At 64.5% G+C, this 22543-nt stretch carries 17 protein-coding genes and 1 pseudogene; 12 read left to right on the forward strand and 6 right to left on the reverse strand.

Annotation, left to right across the window (positions count from 1 at the left end):
• Positions 1 to 94 precede the first annotated feature (94 nt).
• From ACVWW1_RS12000 to ACVWW1_RS12020, 5 genes are all read left to right on the forward strand, one after another.
• Complete coding sequence (locus ACVWW1_RS12000) at positions 95 to 874, forward strand: SDR family NAD(P)-dependent oxidoreductase (protein ID WP_456655905.1); 780 nt, start codon at positions 95 to 97, stop codon at positions 872 to 874.
• Between the two features lie 37 nt (positions 875 to 911).
• Positions 912 to 1856 (forward strand): alpha/beta hydrolase, encoded by a 945-nt coding sequence (locus ACVWW1_RS12005; RefSeq protein ID WP_456655906.1) that lies wholly within the window; start codon positions 912 to 914, stop codon positions 1854 to 1856.
• Positions 1856 to 3112, forward strand: coding sequence for a cation:proton antiporter (locus tag ACVWW1_RS12010; RefSeq protein WP_456655907.1), 1257 nt, complete (start codon positions 1856 to 1858; stop codon positions 3110 to 3112). The genes ACVWW1_RS12005 and ACVWW1_RS12010 overlap by 1 nt, the downstream gene beginning before the upstream one ends.
• Positions 3113 to 3523: 411 nt before the next feature.
• A complete protein-coding gene (nhaA, locus tag ACVWW1_RS12015) occupies positions 3524 to 4885 on the forward strand; it encodes a Na+/H+ antiporter NhaA (protein WP_456655908.1) in 1362 nt (453 codons plus the stop codon).
• Between the two features lie 195 nt (positions 4886 to 5080).
• A complete protein-coding gene (locus ACVWW1_RS12020; RefSeq protein ID WP_456655909.1) occupies positions 5081 to 5515 on the forward strand; it encodes a hypothetical protein in 435 nt (144 codons plus the stop codon).
• A gap of 235 nt (positions 5516 to 5750) precedes the next feature.
• Here the strand turns inward: ACVWW1_RS12020 and ACVWW1_RS12025 are convergent, their stop codons facing one another.
• Entirely contained in the window at positions 5751 to 5969 is a 219-nt protein-coding gene (locus ACVWW1_RS12025; RefSeq protein ID WP_456655910.1) for a hypothetical protein, read from the reverse strand.
• 249 nt (positions 5970 to 6218) lie between these two features.
• Positions 6219 to 7157, reverse strand: coding sequence for a GlxA family transcriptional regulator (locus ACVWW1_RS12030; protein ID WP_456655911.1), 939 nt, complete (start codon positions 7155 to 7157; stop codon positions 6219 to 6221).
• A 129-nt stretch (positions 7158 to 7286) separates the two neighbouring features.
• On the opposite strand from ACVWW1_RS12030, the gene ACVWW1_RS12035 reads away from it, so the two are divergent.
• A complete protein-coding gene (locus ACVWW1_RS12035; protein ID WP_456655912.1) occupies positions 7287 to 7973 on the forward strand; it encodes a DJ-1/PfpI family protein in 687 nt (228 codons plus the stop codon).
• Positions 7974 to 8524: 551 nt separating this feature from the next.
• On the opposite strand, the gene ACVWW1_RS12040 is transcribed toward ACVWW1_RS12035, so the two are convergent.
• Positions 8525 to 8935: an NADH:ubiquinone oxidoreductase subunit NDUFA12 gene (locus ACVWW1_RS12040; protein ID WP_176531661.1), complete on the reverse strand. Its 411-nt coding sequence runs from the start codon at positions 8933 to 8935 to the stop codon at positions 8525 to 8527.
• A 264-nt stretch (positions 8936 to 9199) separates the two neighbouring features.
• Here ACVWW1_RS12040 and ACVWW1_RS12045 point away from each other — a divergent pair, with 264 nt between their 5' ends.
• Entirely contained in the window at positions 9200 to 9781 is a 582-nt protein-coding gene (locus ACVWW1_RS12045; RefSeq protein ID WP_456655913.1) for a BA14K family protein, read from the forward strand.
• Positions 9782 to 9844: 63 nt separating this feature from the next.
• Here the strand turns inward: ACVWW1_RS12045 and ACVWW1_RS12050 are convergent, their stop codons facing one another.
• Positions 9845 to 10741 (reverse strand): DMT family transporter, encoded by an 897-nt coding sequence (locus ACVWW1_RS12050; protein WP_456655914.1) that lies wholly within the window; start codon positions 10739 to 10741, stop codon positions 9845 to 9847.
• 180 nt (positions 10742 to 10921) lie between these two features.
• Between ACVWW1_RS12050 and ACVWW1_RS12055 the strand changes: the two genes are divergently transcribed.
• The 3 genes from ACVWW1_RS12055 (at position 10922) to ACVWW1_RS12065 (ending at position 14387) form a co-directional block, all read left to right on the forward strand.
• Positions 10922 to 11326 carry a response regulator gene (locus tag ACVWW1_RS12055; RefSeq protein WP_176531664.1) on the forward strand — a complete coding sequence of 135 codons (405 nt, stop codon included), beginning with the start codon at positions 10922 to 10924 and terminating at the stop codon, positions 11324 to 11326.
• A gap of 19 nt (positions 11327 to 11345) precedes the next feature.
• Positions 11346 to 13583 (forward strand): CHASE3 domain-containing protein, encoded by a 2238-nt coding sequence (locus tag ACVWW1_RS12060; RefSeq protein ID WP_456655915.1) that lies wholly within the window; start codon positions 11346 to 11348, stop codon positions 13581 to 13583.
• A gap of 201 nt (positions 13584 to 13784) precedes the next feature.
• Entirely contained in the window at positions 13785 to 14387 is a 603-nt protein-coding gene (locus tag ACVWW1_RS12065) for a hypothetical protein (protein WP_456655916.1), read from the forward strand.
• 28 nt (positions 14388 to 14415) lie between these two features.
• Here the strand turns inward: ACVWW1_RS12065 and ACVWW1_RS12070 are convergent.
• Positions 14416 to 15310, reverse strand: a pseudogene (locus tag ACVWW1_RS12070) (DMT family transporter).
• A gap of 817 nt (positions 15311 to 16127) precedes the next feature.
• Between ACVWW1_RS12070 and ACVWW1_RS12075 the strand changes: the two are divergent.
• Both ACVWW1_RS12075 and ACVWW1_RS12080 read left to right on the forward strand, forming a co-directional pair.
• The gene (locus ACVWW1_RS12075; RefSeq protein WP_456655917.1) at positions 16128 to 19904 is read left to right on the forward strand and encodes a vitamin B12-dependent ribonucleotide reductase; all 3777 of its coding nucleotides are present in this window, start codon (positions 16128 to 16130) and stop codon (positions 19902 to 19904) included.
• A 317-nt stretch (positions 19905 to 20221) separates the two neighbouring features.
• Positions 20222 to 21661 (forward strand): IS1182 family transposase, encoded by a 1440-nt coding sequence (locus tag ACVWW1_RS12080; RefSeq protein WP_456655918.1) that lies wholly within the window; start codon positions 20222 to 20224, stop codon positions 21659 to 21661.
• Positions 21662 to 21824: 163 nt separating this feature from the next.
• Here ACVWW1_RS12080 and ACVWW1_RS12085 read toward each other — a convergent pair whose 3' ends face one another.
• A complete protein-coding gene (locus tag ACVWW1_RS12085; RefSeq protein ID WP_456655919.1) occupies positions 21825 to 22337 on the reverse strand; it encodes a lipocalin-like domain-containing protein in 513 nt (170 codons plus the stop codon).
• Positions 22338 to 22543 lie beyond the last annotated feature (206 nt).

The following is a 22543-nucleotide window of genomic DNA, read 5'->3' on the forward strand; positions in this document are numbered from 1 at the left end:
AACACGTGTGATAGTCCTCACGCTGAAGGCGCGCGGCACCGCGTGAAAACAGGAAAATCCGGATCGAACCGGACCAGCCAGAGGAAACCCAAACATGCCAGATCGCATCAGGCTCGACGGCCGGGTTGCCGTCGTCACCGGGGCTGCCGGCGTCATCGGAACCGCCACGCTCCAACTGCTTGCAGAGCGCGGGGCGCGGATTGTCGCAGTCGACCGCAAGGGGGCCGATCTTGCGGCCGCCATCAAGGACCTCCCCGCCTCGGCCGAGGCCCTCGCGATCGCCGCCGACGTCACCGATGAGGACGAGGTCAAGGACTATGTCCGCGCCGCCGTCGACCGCTTCGGCACCATCGACGCCTTCTACAACAACGCCGGCATCGAGGGCGACATCAGGCCGATCCCGGAATATTCGCTGGAGAGCTTTCGCCGGGTGCTCGACGTCAATGTCGTCGGCGTCTTCCTCGGCATGAAATATGTGCTGCCGGTGATGCTGAAGCAGAACAAGGGCAGCATCATCAACACCGCCTCGATCGCCGGCCTGATGGGATCGCCGATGATCGCGGTCTACAGCGCCAGCAAGCATGCCGTGATCGGGCTGACCAAGAGCGCGGCCTGGGAATGCAGCGGCACCGGCGTGCGGGTCAATTGCGTCTGCCCCGGCATGATCGAGAGCCGGATGCTGAGCACCATCCTGCAGGGCCGTTCCGGCGGCAACGCGCCGCCCCCGGTCGAGAAGATCGTCGACCGCATCCCGGCACGCCGGCTCGGCCTCGCGAGCGAGGTCGCATCGATCGTCGCTTTCCTCGCTTCCGACGAGGCGAGCTACGTCTCCGGCTCCGCCTACACCGTCGACGGCGGCCGCACCGCCGCCTGACGCTTCAATTCAGCATCACAAGAAGGTTCGTTGCCCTATGCCCGTCGTTCTCGATCCCGATGCCGCCGCGGTCTACAAGGCTTTCCAGGAGGCCGGCCGCCCCGCCTATGAATCGCTGACCGCACCGGAAGCGCGCGAATATTATCGGGCCGCCCGCATCGTCTCCAATCCCGAGCCGCCGGCGCTTGATTCAAGCAACGAGCTTGCGATCCCGGCGCCGCACGGCGCGATCCCGGCCCGCATCTACACGCCGAAGACGCTGCGCAAGACAGACGGGCTCGCGCCGTGCCTGATGTTCTTCCATGGCGGCGGCTGGGTGATCGGCGATCTCGATACCCATGAGGTGGTCTGCCAGAAGCTTGCCCATGAGGGCGAGCTGGTCGTGATCTCAGTCGATTACCGGCTGGCGCCCGAGCACCGCTTCCCTGCTGCGGTGGACGACGCCGTCACCGCGACCAGATGGGTCGCCGCCAATGCTGGGGATCTCGGCATCGATGCTTCGCGCCTGATCGTCGGCGGCGATAGCGCCGGCGGCAACCTGGCGGCCGTGGTTGCCCTCACCGCCCGCGACGGCGGACCGAAGCTCGCCGCCCAACTGCTCGTCTATCCCGCGACCGATTTCTCGCGCCGAAAGCATCCCTCGCATCGCGAGCCCGAGACCAGCATCCTCCTGACGCATTCGGTAATCGGCTGGTTCGGCAACCATTATCTCGGCGACGCCGACGACAGCGACTGGCGCGCCTCGCCCGCGCGCGCGAAAGACTTTGCCGGATTGCCGCCGGCCTATGTGCTGACCGCCGGCGCCGATCCGCTGCGCGACGAAGGCGACGAGTATGCGACATTCCTCAGGGATGCCGGCGTGCCCGTGACCTACCGGCATTTCCCCGGCCAGTTCCACGGCTTCTTCACCATGGGCAAGCTGCTCAATCAGGCCAATGTCGCGGTGACCGAGATCAGCGCCTGGCTGAAGGCACAGGGCTAGTGTCCTCCTCAATCGAAATCGCCAGGCACACGCTGCTCTCCTGCGGTCTGGTCTTGGCGATCGGTACAGTCGCGGCGCTCTTCGCCCAGAAGGTCAGGATTCCCGACGTCGCGGTATTCCTCATCGTCGGCATCCTGATCGGCCCGCATGCCCTTGGACTTGTCGATATCGCAGCCGATTCCGCGCTGAACCAGATCATTCTGCTGTTCGGCGCAAGCTACATCCTGTTCGACGGCGGTGCGACGCTGCGGCTCGCCGTGCTGAAACAGGTCTGGATCACGATCGCGGTGATCGCGACGGCGGGCGTCGTGATCACTGCGACCATCACGGGACTGGCGGCCGAATTCATTCTCGGCGTTCCCGCGGTCGTGGCGTTCCTGCTCGCGGCAACGCTCGCTTCGACCGATCCGGCGACGCTCGTACCGATCTTCCGCCAGGTTCGCATCAGGGACCGTGTTGCGCAGACCGTGATGAGCGAGTCCGCGTTCAACGACGCCGTGGGGGCAATCATCACCTTCAGCCTTCTGGGGATGGCGACGGGCAGCGCGTTCTCGCTCTCCGCCACCTTATTCGAGTTGGTGACGCATTCCGCCATCGGTATCGTCGCCGGCATCACGCTGGGTTATCTCGCGGCATTGTTGATCGCTCACGAGAAGTGGGCATTCCTTGCTGAATACGCGCCGGTGGTGACCGTCGTCGCCGTCATCAGCGCCTATTTCGCCGCCGAGGGCATGCATGCATCCGGCTTCATGGCCGTGTTCGTGTTCGGCATCATGCTCGGCAACAAGGAACGTTTCGGGTTCCAGATGGAGCCGGGCGAAGCGCAGAAGCTCGATGAGTTCGTGCTGACCACGGCCTTCATTCTGCGTCTGTTCATTTTCATTCTGCTGGGTGCTCAAGTCAATTTTGCCCTGATGCAGCAGTATTGGATTGGTGGCGTGGCAGTCACGCTGGTGTTGATGTTTCTTGCGCGCCCCGCGACCGTCTTCCTGTGCGCGCTGCCCGACCGCCGCGCGCGCTGGAGTTTCGCGGAACTGCTGTTCATGTGCTGGACCCGCGAAACCGGCGTCATCCCCGCCGCGCTCGCCGGCCTCATGCTCGGCATGAAGGCGCCGGGAGCGGAGATGATCGCCTCCGTCACCTTCCGTCGCGATCCTGACCACCATCCTGATCCAGGCCTCCACCACGCGCTGGCTTGCCTCGAAGCTCGGGCTGCTGGAAGCCGACCAGGGCTGACACTTATTCCGCGCCTATAACGCGCCTCCGCCGTTCGTCTAGCATTCCTATGCGGTCGCTCTGATATTCGATCAGGTGATCAGCGCAGCTTTCGCGCGCATGGGAAATCCCTCCCGGATTGGTGCTGCCATGTCGCAAGACAACGATCGGACCCCGTATTCTCTGCCGGCGTGCATCGCGGTCCTGTTGATCTTCGGTGCCGCAACCCAACTCGGCGCGCTCACGACCTGGCTCTGACCACCAGCCTCGGGCAGGAGGTCGAAGGCACCATGTTCCGGTTTCGGCTCGCGGCGATATGCCAAACGGTCGCAGGCCCGAGAACAGGGTTGCCCTATGCCTGTCGCCGTGCAAAACCGGCCGCGGGTGTCAACTGCATGCCGCAGTGACAGGTAAAGCGATGGTCGGGCCACCACGCGGACTGCGTGCGCCCGATGGATCACCGACTGCCCGCCCAGGACCTGCCGCGAGCCCAACGACTTGCCGAGCAGGCGTTCGCCACGCTCCAGCGCTTCCTGCATGTCGAAGCCGTCAGCGGCGGCGTACTGCTGGCTGCGGCAGCCGCTGCAATGATCTGGGCCAATTCTGCTTTCGCCGACAGCTATCACGCGCTCTGGCACCAGCAATTCTCGATCGGATTTGGCGGCTTCGTCAGCTCCCGATCGCTGCATTTCTGGATCAACGAAGGGCTGATGACGATTTTCTTCCTCGTCGTCGGCATGGAGATTCGGCGCGAGATACATGAAGGCGCGCTGAGCAGGTTCGACCAGGCGATGCTGCCCGTGATCGCGGCAGCCGGCGGCGTCATCGCCCCGGCACTCATCTACATTGGCCTGAATGCCGATCCCGTGCGCGGCCAGGGCTGGGCCGTACCGACGGCAACGGACATCGCCTTTGCCGTGGGCGCGCTCGCTTTGCTGGGACGATCGATCCCGGTCAATCTACGGGTGTTCCTGCTGGCGCTCGCGATCATCGACGACGTCATCGCGGTGTTGATCATTGCCTTCGTCTACTCCGGCGGACTGGAGTTGAGCGGGTTTGTCGTGGCGGCGTTCGGCATTCTGATGGTCGTCGGGCTTCAGCGGATCGGCGTCGGCTCCGCCCTCGCCTACGTTCCGCCGGGCGCGCTGGTCTGGACCGGGCTGCTGATGAGCGGAGCGCATCCGACCCTTGCCGGTGTCGTGCTCGGCCTGATGACCCCGGTGCGGCCGATGCCGCTGCGGGAGCCGCCCCTGCAAATGGTGTCGCGCGTGGTCGCGGAGTTGCGCGACGGCGACGCGGCCTGGAAGGATATCCATCGCCTCAGGTCACGGCGCCGCACGCTCCACGTCGCGCATCGCGAGATGTTGCCACCCGTCGTGCGCGTGCAGACGGCGCTGCATGGCTGGGTCGCCTTCGGCATCATGCCCTTGTTCGCGTTGGCGAACGCCGGCATCAGCCTGACAGCTTCCGGCCTCGCTGCCGGACCTCAATCCGTGATGCTGGGCGTGGGGCTTGCCCTTGCCGTGGGAAAACCGGTCGGTGTGGTCGGTGCCACCTGGCTCTCGGTCAAGTCGGGGCGCTGTCGGCTCGCACCCGGCATGACGTGGGGCGGCGTCTGCCTCATCGGTCTGTTGGCCGGAATCGGTTTCACCATGTCGATTTTCACCGCCATGCTCGCCTTCCCCGACGAGGCGTTGCTCAACGCGGCAAAGCTGGGCGTGCTCGGGGGCTCGCTCGCCGCGGCGCTGCTTGGGCTCGGTTGGGGCGCGGCCTACGCGCGTCGTCAGCGCCAAGGGGCGACGGCGCATCCCTGACGCTTCGCGGACGGCAAACGAACCCGATCCCCCGACGCCTCGCTACCCCACGCGCGATGCCCGGCGCAGCGATTGTGGCATGGGATTCGTCGTGCTGCGACGCACAATCGGACTGCTTCAAACTTGTGGAAAAGCGAGACAAATCCGTTGACATTGCTAAACTCCATTCGCCGTAACAACTTATGGAGCGTTCGCATGAGTGTTAGTGCAGAAGTCCTCGCCCGCGCCCCGATGGAAACGACCGAGGGCGAAATCGACACGGTGAGTACGCATCGCCCACGCAGCAACATTCGGCCTCTCTCACCGATGCCGGACTACGTCGAGCACCGCAACGGCGTCAACGAGGTGGGCAAGCTGTCGGCCGAGGCGGTCGTGCGCGAATACGAAGCAGCGGTGAAAGAGATCGAGGCCCTTGGAACGGAACTGCAATTGGCCGCCAAGAACTGCGAGGTCATGGTGGCGGGTGTCCATGACATGATCGCGGAAATCAAGGAGTTCGCTGCAGGCTACCGCGATCAGGGCAAGCGCTTTTTCCTGCAGATCGAAGCCGTCTCGTTGATGACCACGGAGGTCAGGAACACCTGCGAAGCACTCAAGAAGAAGATCGCGACCGACACATTGAGCAACTGATATTTCGGCTCGGGCACGTTTCGCGCTCAGCCATCCGTGGATTTTCAGCGTGTGTGTAAGGTGAATCGCTGCGCTATTCCGGCGCGGCGGAACCGTTAGTTCTATTCGCGACCAAGTCGTTTGAGATCAAGTCGTTCAAACTCAAGTCATTCAACATCCGGCCCCGCTTCGGCGGGGCCTTTGTGCTGCGGTAAACTCTGTGCGCGGCGTGTCCGCGAATGCGTCGGTGACCGGCTTAACGCACGTCAGGTGCGCGCTCAGCCATGTCCGTTGCCGGAGGCAAAGCTGAAATCGGGGACCAGCGGTCGCTGAAATCCTTAGCCGGGAGCGCGTCCGCGTCGGAGACGACAACGCCCTCGGTCCGGGGCAGGTGCGACCTGATCGTCGCGGCGGTTGCAGTGACAGCCAGCAGGGCGACGGCCACGAACCCGGTAATCGTTCGATGCTTTGTCATGTAGAACCTCCTCGGGTCCCCAACGCCCACCTAACGTGGGTCACGGGAACCTTCGCGCCGGTTCATCAGTGCAAGGACCGCATGGATCGTGCGAGATCGGACAACGAGCTTGTCCCAAACTCAAACTGCCTCTGCCGGCAGCGCCGGTGAGTTTGGCGACGTTCGCTCATCGGCGGCTGTGTTCGCTTCGCCGTCGGAATGATCGCCCTTCCTTGCGACAACGCGCCGGAGTTTCCGCAAGTCCACGACCTACCCCGCGCGCGATGCCCGGCGCAGCGATTGCGGCGGCTGGCCGAAGGCGCGGATGAAGGCGCGGCGCATCCGCTCCGGATCGCGGAAGCCGGTGATCTCGGCGACGCGCTCGATCGCCTCGCCCGACGACTGCACGCGCTGCCGCGCGACTTCGATCCTCAACCGTTCAACCGCTTTCGATGGCGTGGTGCCGGTCTCCGCGATGAAGGCGCGGGTGAACTGCCGCGAGCTCATCCCGGCCTTGTCGGCGAGATCCTCGACCGTCAGCGGCGCGTCGAGATGCTCGCGCGCCCAGGCGAGCAGCGGCCCGAACCGGCCGCTCGGCGCCTTCAATTCCAGCAGCGAGGAAAACTGCGACTGCCCGCCGCTGCGCCGATGGTACAGCACGAGCTGCCGCGCGGTGTTCTGCGCGACCTCGTCGCCGTAGTCTTCGGTGATCATGGCGAGTGCGAGGTCGATGCCGGCGGTGATTCCGGCCGAGCTCCAGATGTTGCCGTCGCGGACGAAGATCTGGTCCGGCTCGAGCCTGACCTTCGGATAGGTCTTCACGAAATGCGGCGTGCGCTGCCAATGCGTGGTGGCGCGGCGGCCGTCGAGCAGGCCGGCCTCGGCCAGCACATAGGCGCCCGAGCAGACGCTGGCGACGCGGATGCCGCGGCTCGCCATCCGCCGCACGAATGACAGCGTGGTCGGACAGGTCGCCGGCGTGCGCACGCCGTTGCCGCCCGCGATGATCAGCGTCGTGATCGCCGCCGACGGCTTTAAGCCGCGCGCCAGCATCTCGACGCCGGACGAAGAGCGCACCGGCCCGGCCTTCACCGCGATCGTCTTGATATCAGGCGGGTTGTTGGCGAAGCGCGCCGCGATCTCGAACGCCGCGATTGGGCCGGCCGCATCGAGCAGCTGGAAGTCGGGAAAGATCAGGATGCCGATCATCTGCAAAATCCTCGCAACGCCGAATCACCGGAGGCGGCTCCAACGTCCGAAAATGAGGGAATTACGCCATTTTGGACAAGAGGCCACCATGGCATCGTGGTTCCGTCAAGCGCTATTTGGAGACCTCCGATGTCCGAACCCCTGCAGATTGGATTGCTCGTCTTCCCGAAGGTGACACAGCTCGACCTGACCGGGCCGTTGCAGGTGTTCTCCTCGGTTCCCGGCGCCAATGTGCATCTGATCTGGAAACGGATCGAACCAGTTCCGACCGACTCCGTCATGGTCCTGACGCCGACCACGACCTTTGCCGACTGCCCGCAGCTCGACGTGATCTGCGTGCCCGGCGGGTTCGGCACCGACGACATGGTCGGCGACGAGGAGATGCTCGCCTTCCTGCGCAAGCAGGCCGCGGGAGCGAAATACGTCACGTCGGTCTGCACGGGCTCGCTGGTGCTCGGCGCCGCCGGTCTGCTGCAGGGCTATCGCGCCACCACGCATTGGAGTGCGATCGATTTCCTGGCGGGCTTCGGAGCCATCCCGACCAAGACGCGCGTCTGCGTCGACCGCAACCGCTTCACCGGCGGCGGCGTCACGGCCGGCATCGATTTCGCGCTGACGCTGGTGTCCGAACTCGTCGATCGCAAGACCGCGGAAGCGATCCAGCTCAGGCTCGAATACAACCCGGCCCCGCCGTTCAATGCCGGCTCGCCCGATACCGCACCGGCCGAGATCCTCGCCTTCATGAAGGAGCGGATGGGACCCGCACACGCGCGCCGGGGCGAATTGATGAGCCGCGCTGCGGCACGGCTGTCCTAAAGCGGGATGAGTTTTGGTTGAATTGGCTTGCCGCGCTTTCGGTTCACCTCTCCCCGTCGGGGAGAGGTCGGATTGCGAAGCAATCCGGGTGAGGGCTCTTGCTCCCTCGATAGGCCGTAACCCCTCACCCGATTTGCTGCGCAAATCGACCTCTCCCAAAGGAGAGGTGCACTTCAACGCCGTTGCAGCTCAACCTAAAGCAGCTCCGCAAAGAAAAAGGCCGCCCGGTTTCCCGAGCGGCCCTTCCTGTCTCACGGCAGCCTCACATTTGCGGGCGATTTCAGGACGTCTGCACCGGGGGCCTATCTCCCGGCCGCATCCAACTCGGAGGCCGCTGCACATCGGGACAGTCGCGATCTGGAGCCCGATCCGACGCGATGGTCTCCCATCTCCGTAAGATGGCTTCATTGAGCCGCGAAGACGTGCCCGGCGCAAGCGGCCAGCATGGGATGCGGCGCACCTGTCCCCGCTGTTACCGTTGTCCACAGGCGCGCGTGCGCTGCACGCGCGGCGTTACGCACACGCTCGGCAGAAACAACAATGCGTGAAGCTCAGCTTCCGGGCGTCCAGGCGTGATAGTCGCCGGTCGCCTTGGGGCGGCGGCCGCTCGCCAGCGTCGAGCCGGACGGACGGTAGGCCTGTGCGGTGCCGGTCATGTTCGGCAGATGCGGCTTTTCCCATTCCCGCGGCGCGTACGTCTCCTCGGTCGGGGGCACATCAACCGTGTGATGCAGCCAGCCGTGCCAGCCGGCCGGGATCCGGGACGCTTCGGCATAGCCGTTATAGACCACCCAGCGGCGCTCGAAATGCAGCGTCGGATCGATCTCGCCGCCCTTGGTCCGGTAGTAGCGATTGCCCTGCTCGTCCTCGCCCACCAGCTCGCCGTAGCGCGAGGTCCACAATTGCGTGCCAAAGGTCTGGCCGTTCCACCAGGTGAAGAATTTCAGCAGGAATTGTTTCATGCGTGGCCGGTCGGTTCGAGGCAGTCCGGCTCTGATGCCACCTGAATCTCCAAATGTCCAGCCGCCGCCAAGGTAGCCCGGCACTCCCGGAATAGGCCCGGGTGACGGGCCCTTTGGCGACCAAATGACGCGGTCACGGGGAGTTTTGTTCACCCGCCATACATGCGCCGCCGGTCAAGCAAAGATGACGGACAATCAATGTCGAGCGCAGGAACGTCCGATCGCAGAGATGGTTAGACATTGTCCGATTCAATGGAGTCCAAAATGATCAATATGAAGGTTCTGAGCACCGCCGCGGCGCTGGCGCTTGCGCTGCCGTTGGCTGTGGCGCCGACCGTCTCGTTCGCCCAGTCTGCCGCACAGATGGGCGCGATGGGCGGTGGCGGTGGTGCGCGCGGCGGCGGCGGTGGCGGTGGCCATGTCGGCGGCGGCGGCGGTGGTGGCTTTGGCGGCGGCCGTGGTGCTGCGATGGGCGGCGGGGGCGGCGGCTGGCATGGCGGTGGTGGCGGCGGCCAGTGGGCCGGTGGCGGCGGCGGCGGTGGTTGGCGCGGCGGCGGTGGCGGCTGGCACGGCGGTTATCACCGTGGCGGCGGCGGCTTCTGGCCGGGCGCGGTTGCGGGCGCAGTCGTCGGCGGAGCGCTCGCCTCGGGCGCGTATTACGGCGGTTATGGCCCCGGATACGGCTACTATGACGACAGCTACGGCTATTACGACGACAGTGCGCCTGTCGCCGTGGAGGCCGCTCCGGGCGGCGACGCGAGCTACTGCGCGCAGCGCTACAGGTCGTACGACCCGGGTTCGGGCACCTATCTCGGCTTTGACGGCCTGCGGCACCCCTGCCCGTAACGCCTCAATGCCTGAGTTGGCGAAGGGCGGCGGCAACGCCGCCCTTTTTCATGTGTGCAAGTCTCATGTCCGCAACGCCACCGCGACGGCTGCGAACGTCACCACGAGCGCCGCGATGTCGCTCGTGGTGAGCGGCTCGCGAAGCATGGCCGCGGCCGCCAGCACGCCGACGACAGGAACCAGCAGCGTGCCGATCGACGCGGTCGCCGCCGGCAGCCGCTCCAGCGCCGCGAACCAGCAGACATAGCAAAGGCAGAACTGGATCAGCGTCATGTAGATCATCGACGCCCAGCCGAACTGCGACAGCGCAGCAAGCTGCGGCTGCTCGATCAGGACGCCGGCGATCGCGATCGGCACGCAGCCGATCGCGAGCTGCCAGGCCGCGAGCGACAGCGGCGGCATTGCGAGCTTGAAGAACTTGGTCAGCACCGTGCCAAGCCCGACGCAGAGCGCGCCCGCGAGCGCAAACAGGATGCCCGGCAACTTGCCGAGGCTCGCGTCAAGACCGCCACCGCCGATCAGCGCGGCGATGCCGGCAAGCGCCACGCCAAGCGCGAGCGCACGCGGCAACGACACACGCTCGCCGAGCACCGGCCAGGCCACCAGCGCGACCCACACCGGGATCGATATCCCGAGCACGGCCGCCTCGCTGGCCCGCAACCAGATCAGCGCCAGGCCCATCGACGCGACCCAGCCGCCGATCGAAAGCGTCGACACCAGCGCAAGCCGCGTCCACATGCCGTCAGGTACGCGCAGCGTCTCGCCCCGTGCGACCGCTACCAGACCGAGTGCGATCGCGCCGACCACGCCGCAGAGCCCGCGCGACGAAAGCGGCGGCCACTCCGTGAGCAGGAACTTCATGATAGGGAAGTTGAGACCCCAGCCGGTCGACGCGACCACCAGGAATGCGAGGCCGAGCGGTGACAGCGGGGCGCGGCCGGCGAGTGGAACTGCGGTCATGGACCCGTCGTAATGTGGGCGGACAAATACAAGTGATGGTGTCAGGGCTAGCTGGAAATCTGCTTGTCAGCAAACAGCATATGCATTCTATGATACAGACTTTCCATCTAGGTTCCGCCTTAATCGGCAGACGGGCCAAGCGAGTCGCCGGCACGCGAGGCCGCAGGAAGAGGATGCATCGTGCCGAGCGTTCTCGTGGTCGATGACGATCCGATGGTGTGCGTTGCCATCGAGGTGTGTTTGCAGCGCCAGGGCTTCGACGTCACCGTCGCGGATGGCGGCGAAGCGGGCATGCGCGCGCTGGACAAGGCTTCGTTCGACGTCATGCTGGTCGACGTCTTCATGCCGCATATGCGCGGTTTCGAGGCGATCCGCGTCTTCCACGAGCGTGCGCCCGATATTCCCGTGATCGCGATGTCCGGCTATGCCTTCGCCAATGCCGACCGTGCGCCGGATTTCCTGCGGATGACGATCGAACTCGGCGCGTCAGCCTGCCTGCGCAAGCCGTTTACCCCGCAGGCGCTGATTGCCGCCGTTAACGAATGTCTTGCGAAGTCCGCTCCTTCTGCTCGTCTTTCCAAATAATTGCTCGTACTAATCGTCGATGGCTTCCCAGCGTCTCATCCTCGGCAGCGGCCTTGCGATCCTCCTCGTCATCAGCGCGGCGTCGATCGGGCTGGATGTCAAGTCGCGCAGCGAGATTGATTCGGTCGATCACGCACTCGCCATCCTCAAGCGCATTTCGGATGCGCGTTCGCTGCCGCGCGGCGTCGAGAGCGCGGCGCGCGGGTTCGCGCTGACGGGCGATGCTTCCTTCGCCGACGAGTTTCGCGAGCAGAGCACCACCCTCACCGCCGCCTTCGACGATTTGATGGCTGCGTTGAAGTCGGCCCCGGACGAGGCGCAACTGATCGCGGGGACCAAGGGACAGGTCGAGCGCGCCATTGCGCTCGGTGCCGAACTGATCAGGTTGCGCACGGCGGGCGACACGGCCGGCGCTGCGGCGCTGATCTCCGCGGGCGAGAGCCGCGCGCTGATGGACAAGGTCGGTGCGGCGCTCGACCGCCTGGTCACCGAGGAGCGCCGCCTGCTCGGGATTCGCACCGAACAGTCGAAGACCAACGGTCGGCTGTTGCTGGCGGTCGACCTTGCCGGCGTGGTGATGATCCTGCTGCTCGCGGTCGCACTGACGCTGGCGGCCCGGCGCGCCAGCCGCGAACTGCAGGGCGCGCTCAGCGCGACCAAGGCAACCAACCTGTCGCTTGAGGGCAAGGTGGCCGAACGCACCAAGGATCTCGGCACCGCGCTCGAAGAGCTCCGCCGTTCCACCTCGGTGATGGAAACCACGTTCCGCAGCATGGCGGAGGCGGTGCTTGTCATCGACACCAGCGGCACCGTGCTGCTCTCGAACCCGGCCGCCGAGAAGATGCTGCGCTACAAGCCGGGCATGACGGTCCGCCAGCTGCGCGACCTCAGCAACGTCTTCGAGGCCGACGGCGTCACGCCGATGCGGGCCGACGACATGCCGTCGACCAGGGCGCTGCGCGGCGAGGAATTCGACGGGCTGGAATTCGTCGCCAAGCCGGTCCGTGGCGCCCCTCCGATTCACCTCGTGGTGTCGGGCCGGCCGTTGCGCGACGACGACAGCACCATCACCGGCGCGGCGCTGATCTATCACGACATCACCGCCTCGCGCGAAACCGAGCACAAGCTCCAGCAGGCGCAGAAGCTCGACGCCATCGGCAAGTTGACCGGCGGCGTCGCGCACGACTTCAACAACATGCTGACGGTCATCACCGGCACCACCGAGACGCTGGTCGACAGCCTGCGCAGCCAGCCGACGCTTGCGCAAACCGCCGAGCTGATCGACCGCGCCGCCGAGCGGTGCCGCGAGCTGATCCAGCATCTGCTCGCGTTCGCCCGCCGCCAGCCGCTGGAGCCGCGCACCGTCGACATCAACGGCACCGTGGTCGATATCGCCAAGCTGCTGCGGCCGACGCTGGGCGAGCAGATCGAGATCGATCAGGTGCTCGCGCCCGACGTCGCCAGCGTTCATATCGATCCGTCGCAGCTTGCCAATTCGCTGCTCAACATGGCGATCAACTCCCGCGACGCGATGCCGAACGGCGGCAAGCTGTTGTTCGAGACCAGCAACATCGTGCTCGACGACGCCTATGCGGCTGTCAATCCCGACATCACGCCGGGCCGTTACGTGCTGCTCGCGGTCAGCGACACCGGCACCGGCATGTCGCACGCAGTGCAGGACAAGGTGTTCGAGCCGTTCTTCACCACCAAGGAGGTCGGCAAGGGCTCCGGCCTCGGCATGAGCATGGTCTACGGCTTCGTCAAGCAGTCCGGCGGCCATATCAAGATCTACAGCGAGGAAGGCCACGGCACCACAATCAAGCTCTATCTGCCCCCTGCCCGCGGTCAGGTCGAGGTGGAGGCGCCCGCGCCGGAGCCGCCGCGGCGCGGCAGCGAAGTCATCCTGGTCGTCGAAGACGACCAGCTGGTGCGCAACTATGTGGTCACGCAGCTCGGCGCCCTCGGCTACAAGACCATTGCCGTGCCCGACGCCCGCGCCGCGCTGGCGCTGGTCGACAAGGGCGAGAAGTTCGACCTCCTGTTCACCGACGTCATCATGCCCGGCGGCATGAACGGCCGCCAGCTCGCAGACGAAGTGAGAAAGCGGCGGCCCGGCCTCAAGGTGCTCTACACCTCGGGCTATACCGAGAACGCGATCGTGCATCACGGCCGCCTCGACGAAGGCGTGCTGCTGCTGGCAAAACCTTATCGCAAGGCGCAGCTCGCCAGCATGCTGCAGCAGGCGCTCGGCGAGTAGGGCGAAATGCGGTGGTCTTGCGCAGGCCCGCGCGGCGGGCCTCACGATGCCCGCGGGCGCCGGTTGCCGGGAGAACACGTCCCGCCATCCGGCAGCTCGTCGATACCTCCGTCCCTGCCCCACGTTTTCCAACGCCACCCGACCGGCTGCGAATGATGTGGTCCCCGGAACCGCCAGCCAGCCTGCGACCTGGAGAACGTGATGTTACATACCGAAGCATTTTCGCTTGTCCTCTTCAGCTGGCTGAGGCAGATCGGAGAGATCCTGCTTCTGATAGGCTTGAGCGGCGAAGTCGCTCTCCTGGTGCTCGGGATTTCCAAAGGCGCCTGGGAGCGAGGATTGGCGATCACATTTGCCGTTCTCGTCCTGCTCGGCTGCGGTCTGGAATATTGGGCTGATAGCCCGAGGAGTTTCGGCCCCGCATCCCAACAGCGGCTTGCCGATGCTCTCAAGGAATTTCGCGGCACGCCGTTCGATTTCTCGGTCGAGCTCGACCCCGAAGCCGTGACCCTGATGGAAGACGTTGGAGCGGCGCTCGATGCCGCCGGCTGGAAGAGGCAGGCGGTTGCGCAGGGCTCCGGATATATCCCGCCAGGAAAGCCGGCGGCCGGCATCGTCGTGCTCAAGGGAGTCGAAGTCCAGATCGTCGAATCGCGGCAGTCGGACTGGGGAGCGGCCGGTAAGCCAGCCGCCGTCCTTCTGCACGCCATGCGGAACGAGGGATTGACCGCCTTCGCGAAACAGATCCCGAACAATCAAGAAAGCCCCGACGCGATCCATATCAAGATCGGCGCCAAGCCCTAACTGGCAAAGGGCCATCGTTGGCCGGCCATCACCGCGTCGCCAGCGCGACGCCGGCCAGCGTAAACAGCAGTGCTGTGATCTGGGTCGGCCCGAGCGGCTCGTGCAGCGCGACCGGCGGAGGCGATCACGCCGATGACAGGCACCGCCATGGTGCCGATCGCCGCCACCGAGGCCGGCAAGCGGGCGAGCGCGGCAAACCACGCGACATAGGCGACGCAGAACTGGATCAGCGTCGAATAGACCAGCAGCCACCAGCCGACCGTCGTGACGCGATCGAGATGCGTGGTCTCGATCAGGAGGCCGATGATCGCGATCGGCAGGCAGCCGAGCCCGATCTGCCAGGCCGCGGCCGGGATCGGCGGCATCACCAGCGGATACTTCTTCGCCAGCACGGTGCCGAGCGCAAAGCCGAACGCGCCGCCGAGCGCCATGATGATTCCCGGCAGCTTCTCCTTGCTCGCGGAAATCCCGTTGCCGCCCATGATCGCGGCAAGGCCTGCGAACGCCATCACCAGCGCGATGGTCCGCAGCCACGTCGGCCGCTCGCCGAGCACCGGCCAGGCCAGCAGCGAGGCCCATACCGGCATGGTGTAGGCAATCAATGCGGCCTCGCTCGCCGGCAGCCACAAGAGCGCGAGCCCCATCAGCACCATCCAGCCGGAGACGTTGAGCGCCGCATACAGCACGAGGCGCGGCCACAGCCTTGCCTCGACATGCAGGCTTTGGGCGCGGAGCAGCGCGAGGGCGGCCAGCAGCACGGCGCCGATCACGCCGGTGATGCCGCGCAGGGTCAGCGGCGGCAGCTCGCTGAGCAGGAACTTGGTGGACGGCCAGTTGAACCCCCAGCCCACCGAGGTGATGGCGAGGAACATCAGGCCGGCGGGCGCAAGGCGCGGCCGCGCGGAAGGCTTCTGGTCTGTCATGGAACCCGGCAAGGGTGTGAACAGGATGTGAGTCGGCCGCAGCTTGCCCGCGATTTTGTCGCCCGACCATCACGCCTCTGACATGCCTGATCCATACTTTGCCCGTAGGCCTACGTGAGTCCCCAAAATTCAATCCGCCACGGCGAATAAAAACTTCGCCTGTGAACAGCGGGGCGAACCTTCAATCCACAGGCGGAGCGAATTTTTTTGGCTTGGGAATCCCTGAGGACTCACCGATAGTTGGCTCGATCACAGGCGCGGCACCGCCCCCTGTTATCCCCCTCCTTCCACCATATTTAGTGTTTGATTCAGAAACTCGTACTAGTCCTTGACGGGCGCAACGGACATGGCCTAGCTTTCAACCTGTTCGGCGCGAGTGTGTTTGGGTCCCCGCCGGTCGCTCCCACAAGGGTTCCAAAATGACCACTCCGCCAGGCCTTCGGGCCGCGGGTGAAGGGCTTGTCTGCCCTGATTTTGGGCCGCCGTTGGGACGACAGAACGGGCCGAGAAGGACCCGGAAACAGAGGCCGTAACCGGCCCACGAGAAGCGTACGCGTGACGTGTCGCGTGAGCGTTTGGGGCGTTGAATGCATGACCCGGAGGACCCGAAACATCGGTGTCCACGCCGGGATCGTGCCGCCGCCAGGGCCGGGTCAAACCGGCGCCGGGCGGATGAGAGAAACAGGCCGGGTCCACCGGCTGAGCTGCGGATGACGGGAGGCGTGCTGACGCGTTTTCCCTGAGTCCGCGAACAGATAACATTCCGGCAACCTGCGAATAACGTGGGACCGGGCAGAAGAAGAGACGGGGCTCGACCATGCGAATCGAACGACGCAACACCACCAGCGGACAATCCCCCTATGCCGGGATCAATTTCCGCCTGACCACATCTGAGATCCGCAACCCGGACGGTTCGGTCGTGTTCCGCGCCGAGAACGTCGAGGTTCCGGAGTTCTGGTCGCAGGTCGCCTCCGACGTGCTGGCGCAGAAGTATTTCCGTAAAGCGGGCGTCTCCGCGCGCCTGAAGAAGGTCGAGGAAGAGACCGTGCCGTCCTGGCTGTGGCGTTCGGTGCCGGACACCGAGGCGCTTAGCCTGCTGCCCGAGAACGAGCGCATCGTCGGCGAGACCTCGGCCAAGCAGGTGTTCGATCGCCTCGCCGGCTGCTGGACCTATTGGGGCTGGAAGGGCGGCTACTTCTCCACGGAAGAAGATGCGCTGGCCTTCTTCGACGAGCTGCGCTTCCAGCTGGCAAAACAGATGGTCGCACCGAACTCGCCGCAGTGGTTCAACACCGGTCTGCATTGGGCCTATGGCGTCGATGGTCCCGGCCAGGGCCACTACTATGTCGACTGGAAGACCGGCAAGCTCACCAAGTCGAAGTCGGCCTATGAGCATCCGCAGCCGCATGCCTGCTTCATCCAGGGCGTCGGCGACGACCTCGTCAACGAGGGCGGCATCATGGACCTCTGGGTGCGCGAGGCGCGCCTGTTCAAGTATGGCTCCGGCACCGGCTCCAACTTCTCCAGCCTGCGCGGCGAAGGCGAAAAGCTGTCCGGCGGCGGCCGCTCGTCCGGCCTGATGAGCTTCCTCAAGATCGGCGACCGCGCCGCGGGCGCGATCAAGTCGGGCGGCACCACGCGCCGCGCCGCCAAGATGGTCGTGGTCGATGCCGATCACCCCGACATCGAGACCTATATCGACTGGAAGGTGAAGGAGGAGCAGAAGGTCGCCGCCCTCGTCACCGGCTCCAAGATCAACCAGAAGCACCTCAAGGCCGTGATGAAGGCCTGCGTGAACTGCGAAGGCAGTGGCGACGACTGCTTCGATCCCGAGAAGAACCCGGCGCTCCGCCGCGAGATCAAGCTCGCGCGCCGCAGCCTCGTGCCTGATAACTACATCAAGCGCGTCATCCAGTTCGCCAAGCAGGGCTACAAGGACATCCAGTTCGACATCTACGACACCGACTGGGATTCCGAGGCGTACCTCACCGTCTCCGGCCAGAACTCCAACAACTCGGTGTCGCTGAAGGATGACTTCCTCCGCGCGGTCGAGACCGACGGCGACTGGAACCTGGTCGGCCGCACCACCAAGAAGGTAACGAAGACGCTGAAGGCGCGCGACCTCTGGGAGAAGATCGGTTACGCCGCCTGGGCCTCCGCCGATCCCGGCCTGCACTTCAATACCACGATGAACGACTGGCACACCTGCAAGGCGTCCGGCGACATCCGCGCCTCCAATCCGTGCTCGGAATACATGTTCCTGGACGACACGGCGTGCAACCTCGCCTCCGCCAATTTGCTGACGTTCTACAGCTCGACCACCAAGCGGTTCGACATCGAGTCCTACGAGCACCTCTGCCGGCTCTGGACCATCGTGCTCGAAATCTCCGTCATGATGGCCCAGTTCCCGTCGAAGGCGATCGCCGAGCTCTCCTACGAGTTCCGCACCCTCGGCCTCGGCTTCGCCAATATCGGCGGCCTGCTGATGACCATGGGCCTGCCCTATGACTCGAAGGAAGGCCGTTCGCTCTGCGGCGCGCTGACCGCTGTGATGACCGGCATCTCCTACAAGACCTCGGCCGAGATGGCGGCCGAGCTCGGCACCTTCCCGGGCTACAAGAAGAACGCGGCCCACATGCTGCGCGTGATCCGCAACCACCGCCGCGCCGCGCACGGCGAAAGCCGCGGCTACGAGGCGCTCGCCGTCAATCCGGTGGCGCTCGACCACGAGTCGTGCCCGCAGGCCGACATCGTCGCGCATGCCAAGCTCGCATGGGACGACGCGCTGGCGCTCGGCGAGGTCAACGGCTATCGCAACGCGCAAGTGACCGTGGTGGCGCCGACCGGCACCATTGGCCTCGTGATGGATTGCGACACCACCGGCATCGAGCCTGATTTCGCGCTGGTGAAGTTCAAGAAGCTCGCCGGCGGCGGCTACTTCAAGATCATCAACCAGGCGGTGCCGGCGGCCTTGCGCGCGCTCGGCTATCGCGAGAGCGAGATCGCGGAGATCGAGGCCTATGCCGTCGGCCACGGCTCGCTGTCGAATGCGCCTGGCATCAACGCCTCGACCCTCAAGACAAAGGGCTTCACCGATGAAGCCATTGCCAAGGTGGAAAAGGCGCTGCCGACCGCGTTCGACATCAAGTTCGCCTTCAACAAGTGGACCTTCGGCGAAGACTTCATCCGCGATACGCTCGGCATCGGCTCCGAGGCCATCGCCGCGCCGGGCTTCGACCTGCTCTCGGCGGTCGGCTTCTCAAAGCGCGAGATCGAGGCCGCCAACGTACACATCTGCGGCGCGATGACGGTGGAAGGTGCCCCGCATCTGAAGGCCGAGCACTATCCGGTGTTCGACTGCGCCAATCCCTGCGGCAAGATCGGCAAGCGTTATCTCTCGGTCGAGAGCCACATCCGGATGATGGCGGCCTCCCAGCCGTTCATCTCGGGTGCGATCTCCAAGACCATCAACATGCCGAACGACGCCACGGTGGAGGACTGCAAGTCCGCCTACCTGTTGTCGTGGAAGCTCGCGCTGAAGGCCAACGCGCTGTACCGCGACGGCTCGAAGCTGTCGCAGCCGCTCAACTCGCAGCTCATCTCCGACGATGAGGACGAGGACGATGCGGTCGAAGCGCTCTACGAGAAGCCGATGGCGGCGCGTGCCGCCCAGGTCTCGGAGAAGATCGTCGAGAAGCTGGTCGAGCGCATCATCGTGATGCGCGAGCGCGAGAAGATGCCGGATCGCCGCAAGGGTTACACCCAGAAGGCGGTGGTCGGCGGCCACAAGGTTTACCTGCGCACCGGCGAATATGACGACGGACGGCTCGGCGAGATCTTCATCGACATGCACAAGGAAGGCGCGGCGCTGCGCTCCTTCATCAACAACTTCGCGATCGCGGTCTCGCTCGGTCTGCAATACGGCGTGCCGCTGGAGGAGTATGTCGACGCCTTCACCTTCACCCGCTTCGAGCCCGCGGGCCCGGTGCAGGGCAACGACTCCATCAAATACGCGACCTCGATCCTCGACTATGTCTTCCGCGAGCTCGCGGTGAGCTACATGAGCCGCTTCGACCTCGCCCATGTTGATCCGAACGAGTCGGGCTTCGACGCGCTCGGCAAGGGCGTCGAGGAAGGCAAGGAGCCGGACGAGGCCCCCGCCCAGCACCAGGCGACCAAGTACGTCTCGAAGGGCCTGACCCGTTCGCGCACCGACAACCTCGTCGTCATGCGCGGCGGCTCGGCCGCGGTGAGCGCGAGCGCCGACAACGCCCCCGCCGGCGGCAGCCGCGTCACGTCGCTGGCCTCGCACGGCGCAACCGCGCGCGGCGCCTCCGACACCATCGAAGGCGCAGTCGCCCTGAAGCAGGAGGTCAGCCACGACCTCTCGCCGACCGAGAAGCTCGAGGCCCTGAACTGGAGCAAGCCCGGCACCGCCGCGGCCGCCGCCCCGTCCAAGGCCGAGCGTCGCGCCGAAGCGAAGGCAAAAGGCTACGAAGGCGAGATGTGCTCGGAGTGCGGCAACTTCACGCTGGTGCGGAACGGGACCTGCATGAAGTGCGATACGTGCGGCAGCACGACGGGGTGTTCGTGAGGCAGTAGACGAGGATCGGCATCGTCCCTAGACTTGGTGCAGCCGTGGGTAAAGTTGGTCCCCTACAAGTACGTCCCCTAATCGGGGTAAAGTAGGTCCCCTAGTCTGAGATCCAAAAAAGCCCCGCCGGCGACGGCGGGGCTTTTCGTTTCAGCTGTAGCGAGTCGAGGACGAACCTCGATCGACCGGACCTTATGTCCGCTTTTCCTCGAAGAGCCGGCATCCAGGATGGACGAAAGGATCGTCAGCTACGGGCCCAGGCCGTGTGAAAACTCCGCCTCTGCTATTATTCTCCAATGAATCGGCGGGGACGAGCGATGGCGGGATTCGTGGAAGGGGTTGATCGCGGACAGAGCACGTTGTTCCCCGCGCTGCTCGACGACTATGTGACCGAAGATAACCCGGTGCGAGCGGTCGACGTGTTCGTCGACGGTCTCGATCTCGACAGGCTCGGGTTTGTCGGTGTCCAGCCACTCGCCACCGGCCGACCCAGCTATCACCCCGGCATGATGCTGAAGCTCTATATCTACGGCTACCTCAATCGCGTGCCGTCGAGCCGACGCCTGGAGCGGGAATGCCAGCGCAATATCGAGATGATCTGGTGGCTGACCGGGCAGTTGGCGCCGGACTTCAAGACCATCGCGGATTTCCGCAAGGACAATGGCAAGGCCATTCGTGAGGTCTGCCGCGCGTTCGTCGCGCTGTGCCGCAAGCTTGATCTGCTTGTTGCGGCGAGCGTCGCCATTGATGGATCGAAGTTCAAGGCCGTCAATGCGCGGGACAAGAACTTCACCGAGGCGAAGATGAAGCGGCGCCTGGAGCGGATCGACGAGAGCATCGCCCGCTATCTCTCGCAGCTCGCGACCGCCGATCGGCACGGCGACGCAGTGCCGGCGGCGAAAGTTGCGAAGTTGAAGGGCAAGATCGAGAAGCTCAGGGAGGAGACCGTCCGGCTTGATGCGATCAATGCGGAGATGATGAAGAGCGAAGACAAGCAGATCTCGCTGACCGATCCTGACGCGCGCTCGATGGCGACAAGCGGCAAGGACACCGGGATCGTTGGCTATAACGTGCAGATTGCGGTCGATACGCAGCATCATCTCATCGTGGCTCACGAGGTGACCAACGTGGGCACCGATCGCCACCAACTCACCAATATGGCCGGCCAGGCGCGCGACGAGATGGCTGTCGAGACGCTCGAAGTCGTGGCAGACCGCGGCTATTACGATGGAGGGGAGATCAGGGCCTGCGAGGAAGCCGACATCACGGTGACGTTGCCGAAGCCGATGACTTCGGGCGCCAAAGCTGCTGGCCGCTTCGGCAAACAGGACTTCGTCTATGTCGCCGCCGACGATGTTTATCGCTGTCCCGCCGGCGAGCGCCTAACTTATCACTATACGAACGTAGAGGACGGAAAGACGCTGCGCCGCTATTGGACAAGCGCCTGCAAAACCTGCGCGCTAAAGGCTCAGTGCACGACAGGCCCCGAGCGCCGCATCTCACGCTGGGAGCACGAGGCCGTTCTGGAGAAAGTTCAAGATCGGCTCGACCACAACCCCAATGCAATGGGGCTCCGCCGTCAGACAGCGGAGCATCCGTTCGGTACGATGAAGTGTTGGATGGGAGCAACGCACTTTCTCACGAAAAGGTTGCCAAAGGTGGCCACCGAGATGGCACTCACCGTGCTCGCCTACAACATGAAGCGCGTGATGACAATCATGGGCGTAGACGGATTGCTGGAGGCGATGCGGGCCTGAGGCCCGCCTCTGCGCGACCAAATCAGCGCCTACTTGAACCTCCTCGTTGCCACTGAGATGACAGGAGGTCGATTCCACCGAATGAGAAGCTCGGCGGCCACGTAATGCGCCAGTGCGCCCCAAGTTGTCACACGGCCTGGGCCATAAACGGACTTGCTGACATTCATTTCGCCCGCTTGAACACCAGCTCCAATGTGATGCCGGCCGGCGTCCTTGGATTTGTAAACTTCAATTCATCGTCGGTGATGGATGTCACGATCCGGCGCTGATTTGCTGCTCCAACCAAGTTGGGGAATGAACTTGTCTCGATACTGACGTGGATGGTCTTTGTACTCTCGTCAACGGTGTACGTTCCGGTATAAGCAACGACACCTGATGCGATAGCCATTGCCTCCTCTGGGGAGGGACGCGCAGAGTCGCCTGACGCATATTTGGGCGCATCAGAGCGCACAGTGATGAAATGGAAGCGGCCTTCGGCAGTATAGGTGACGGCCCCTTGTAACTTCGGGCGCTCAACAGCACTACCATCCTCTCGCGTGGCCTTGCTGGACTCGTAAATCCAGGTGCCAATCAATCTCTCTTTGAGAGACTTTGCTTGAGAAAAGCTCTTGTTCGGAAAGGCGACAACTAAAATCATCGCGGTCACGGAAAGCCCGAGTGCATAACGTCTGTTCATGGGGACGCTCCTGCCTTTGCCAATAGGGCAAGCTTACTGAGGGGTGCGATGATCAGCAACGGCTAGTGGACCTCGTCCGCGTCAGGTCAAAATGCAAAGAACTCAGCCTGAGCAAATCTTGTCCGCCCTGCCTCAATAAGCGGACCTCGCGGAGCGATGCTGCCACTTCGCCGAAGGGCCATGGACCGACAATGGCAGGCGACAAA

The sequence above is a fragment of the Bradyrhizobium sp. JR3.5 genome, from assembly GCF_054057015.1.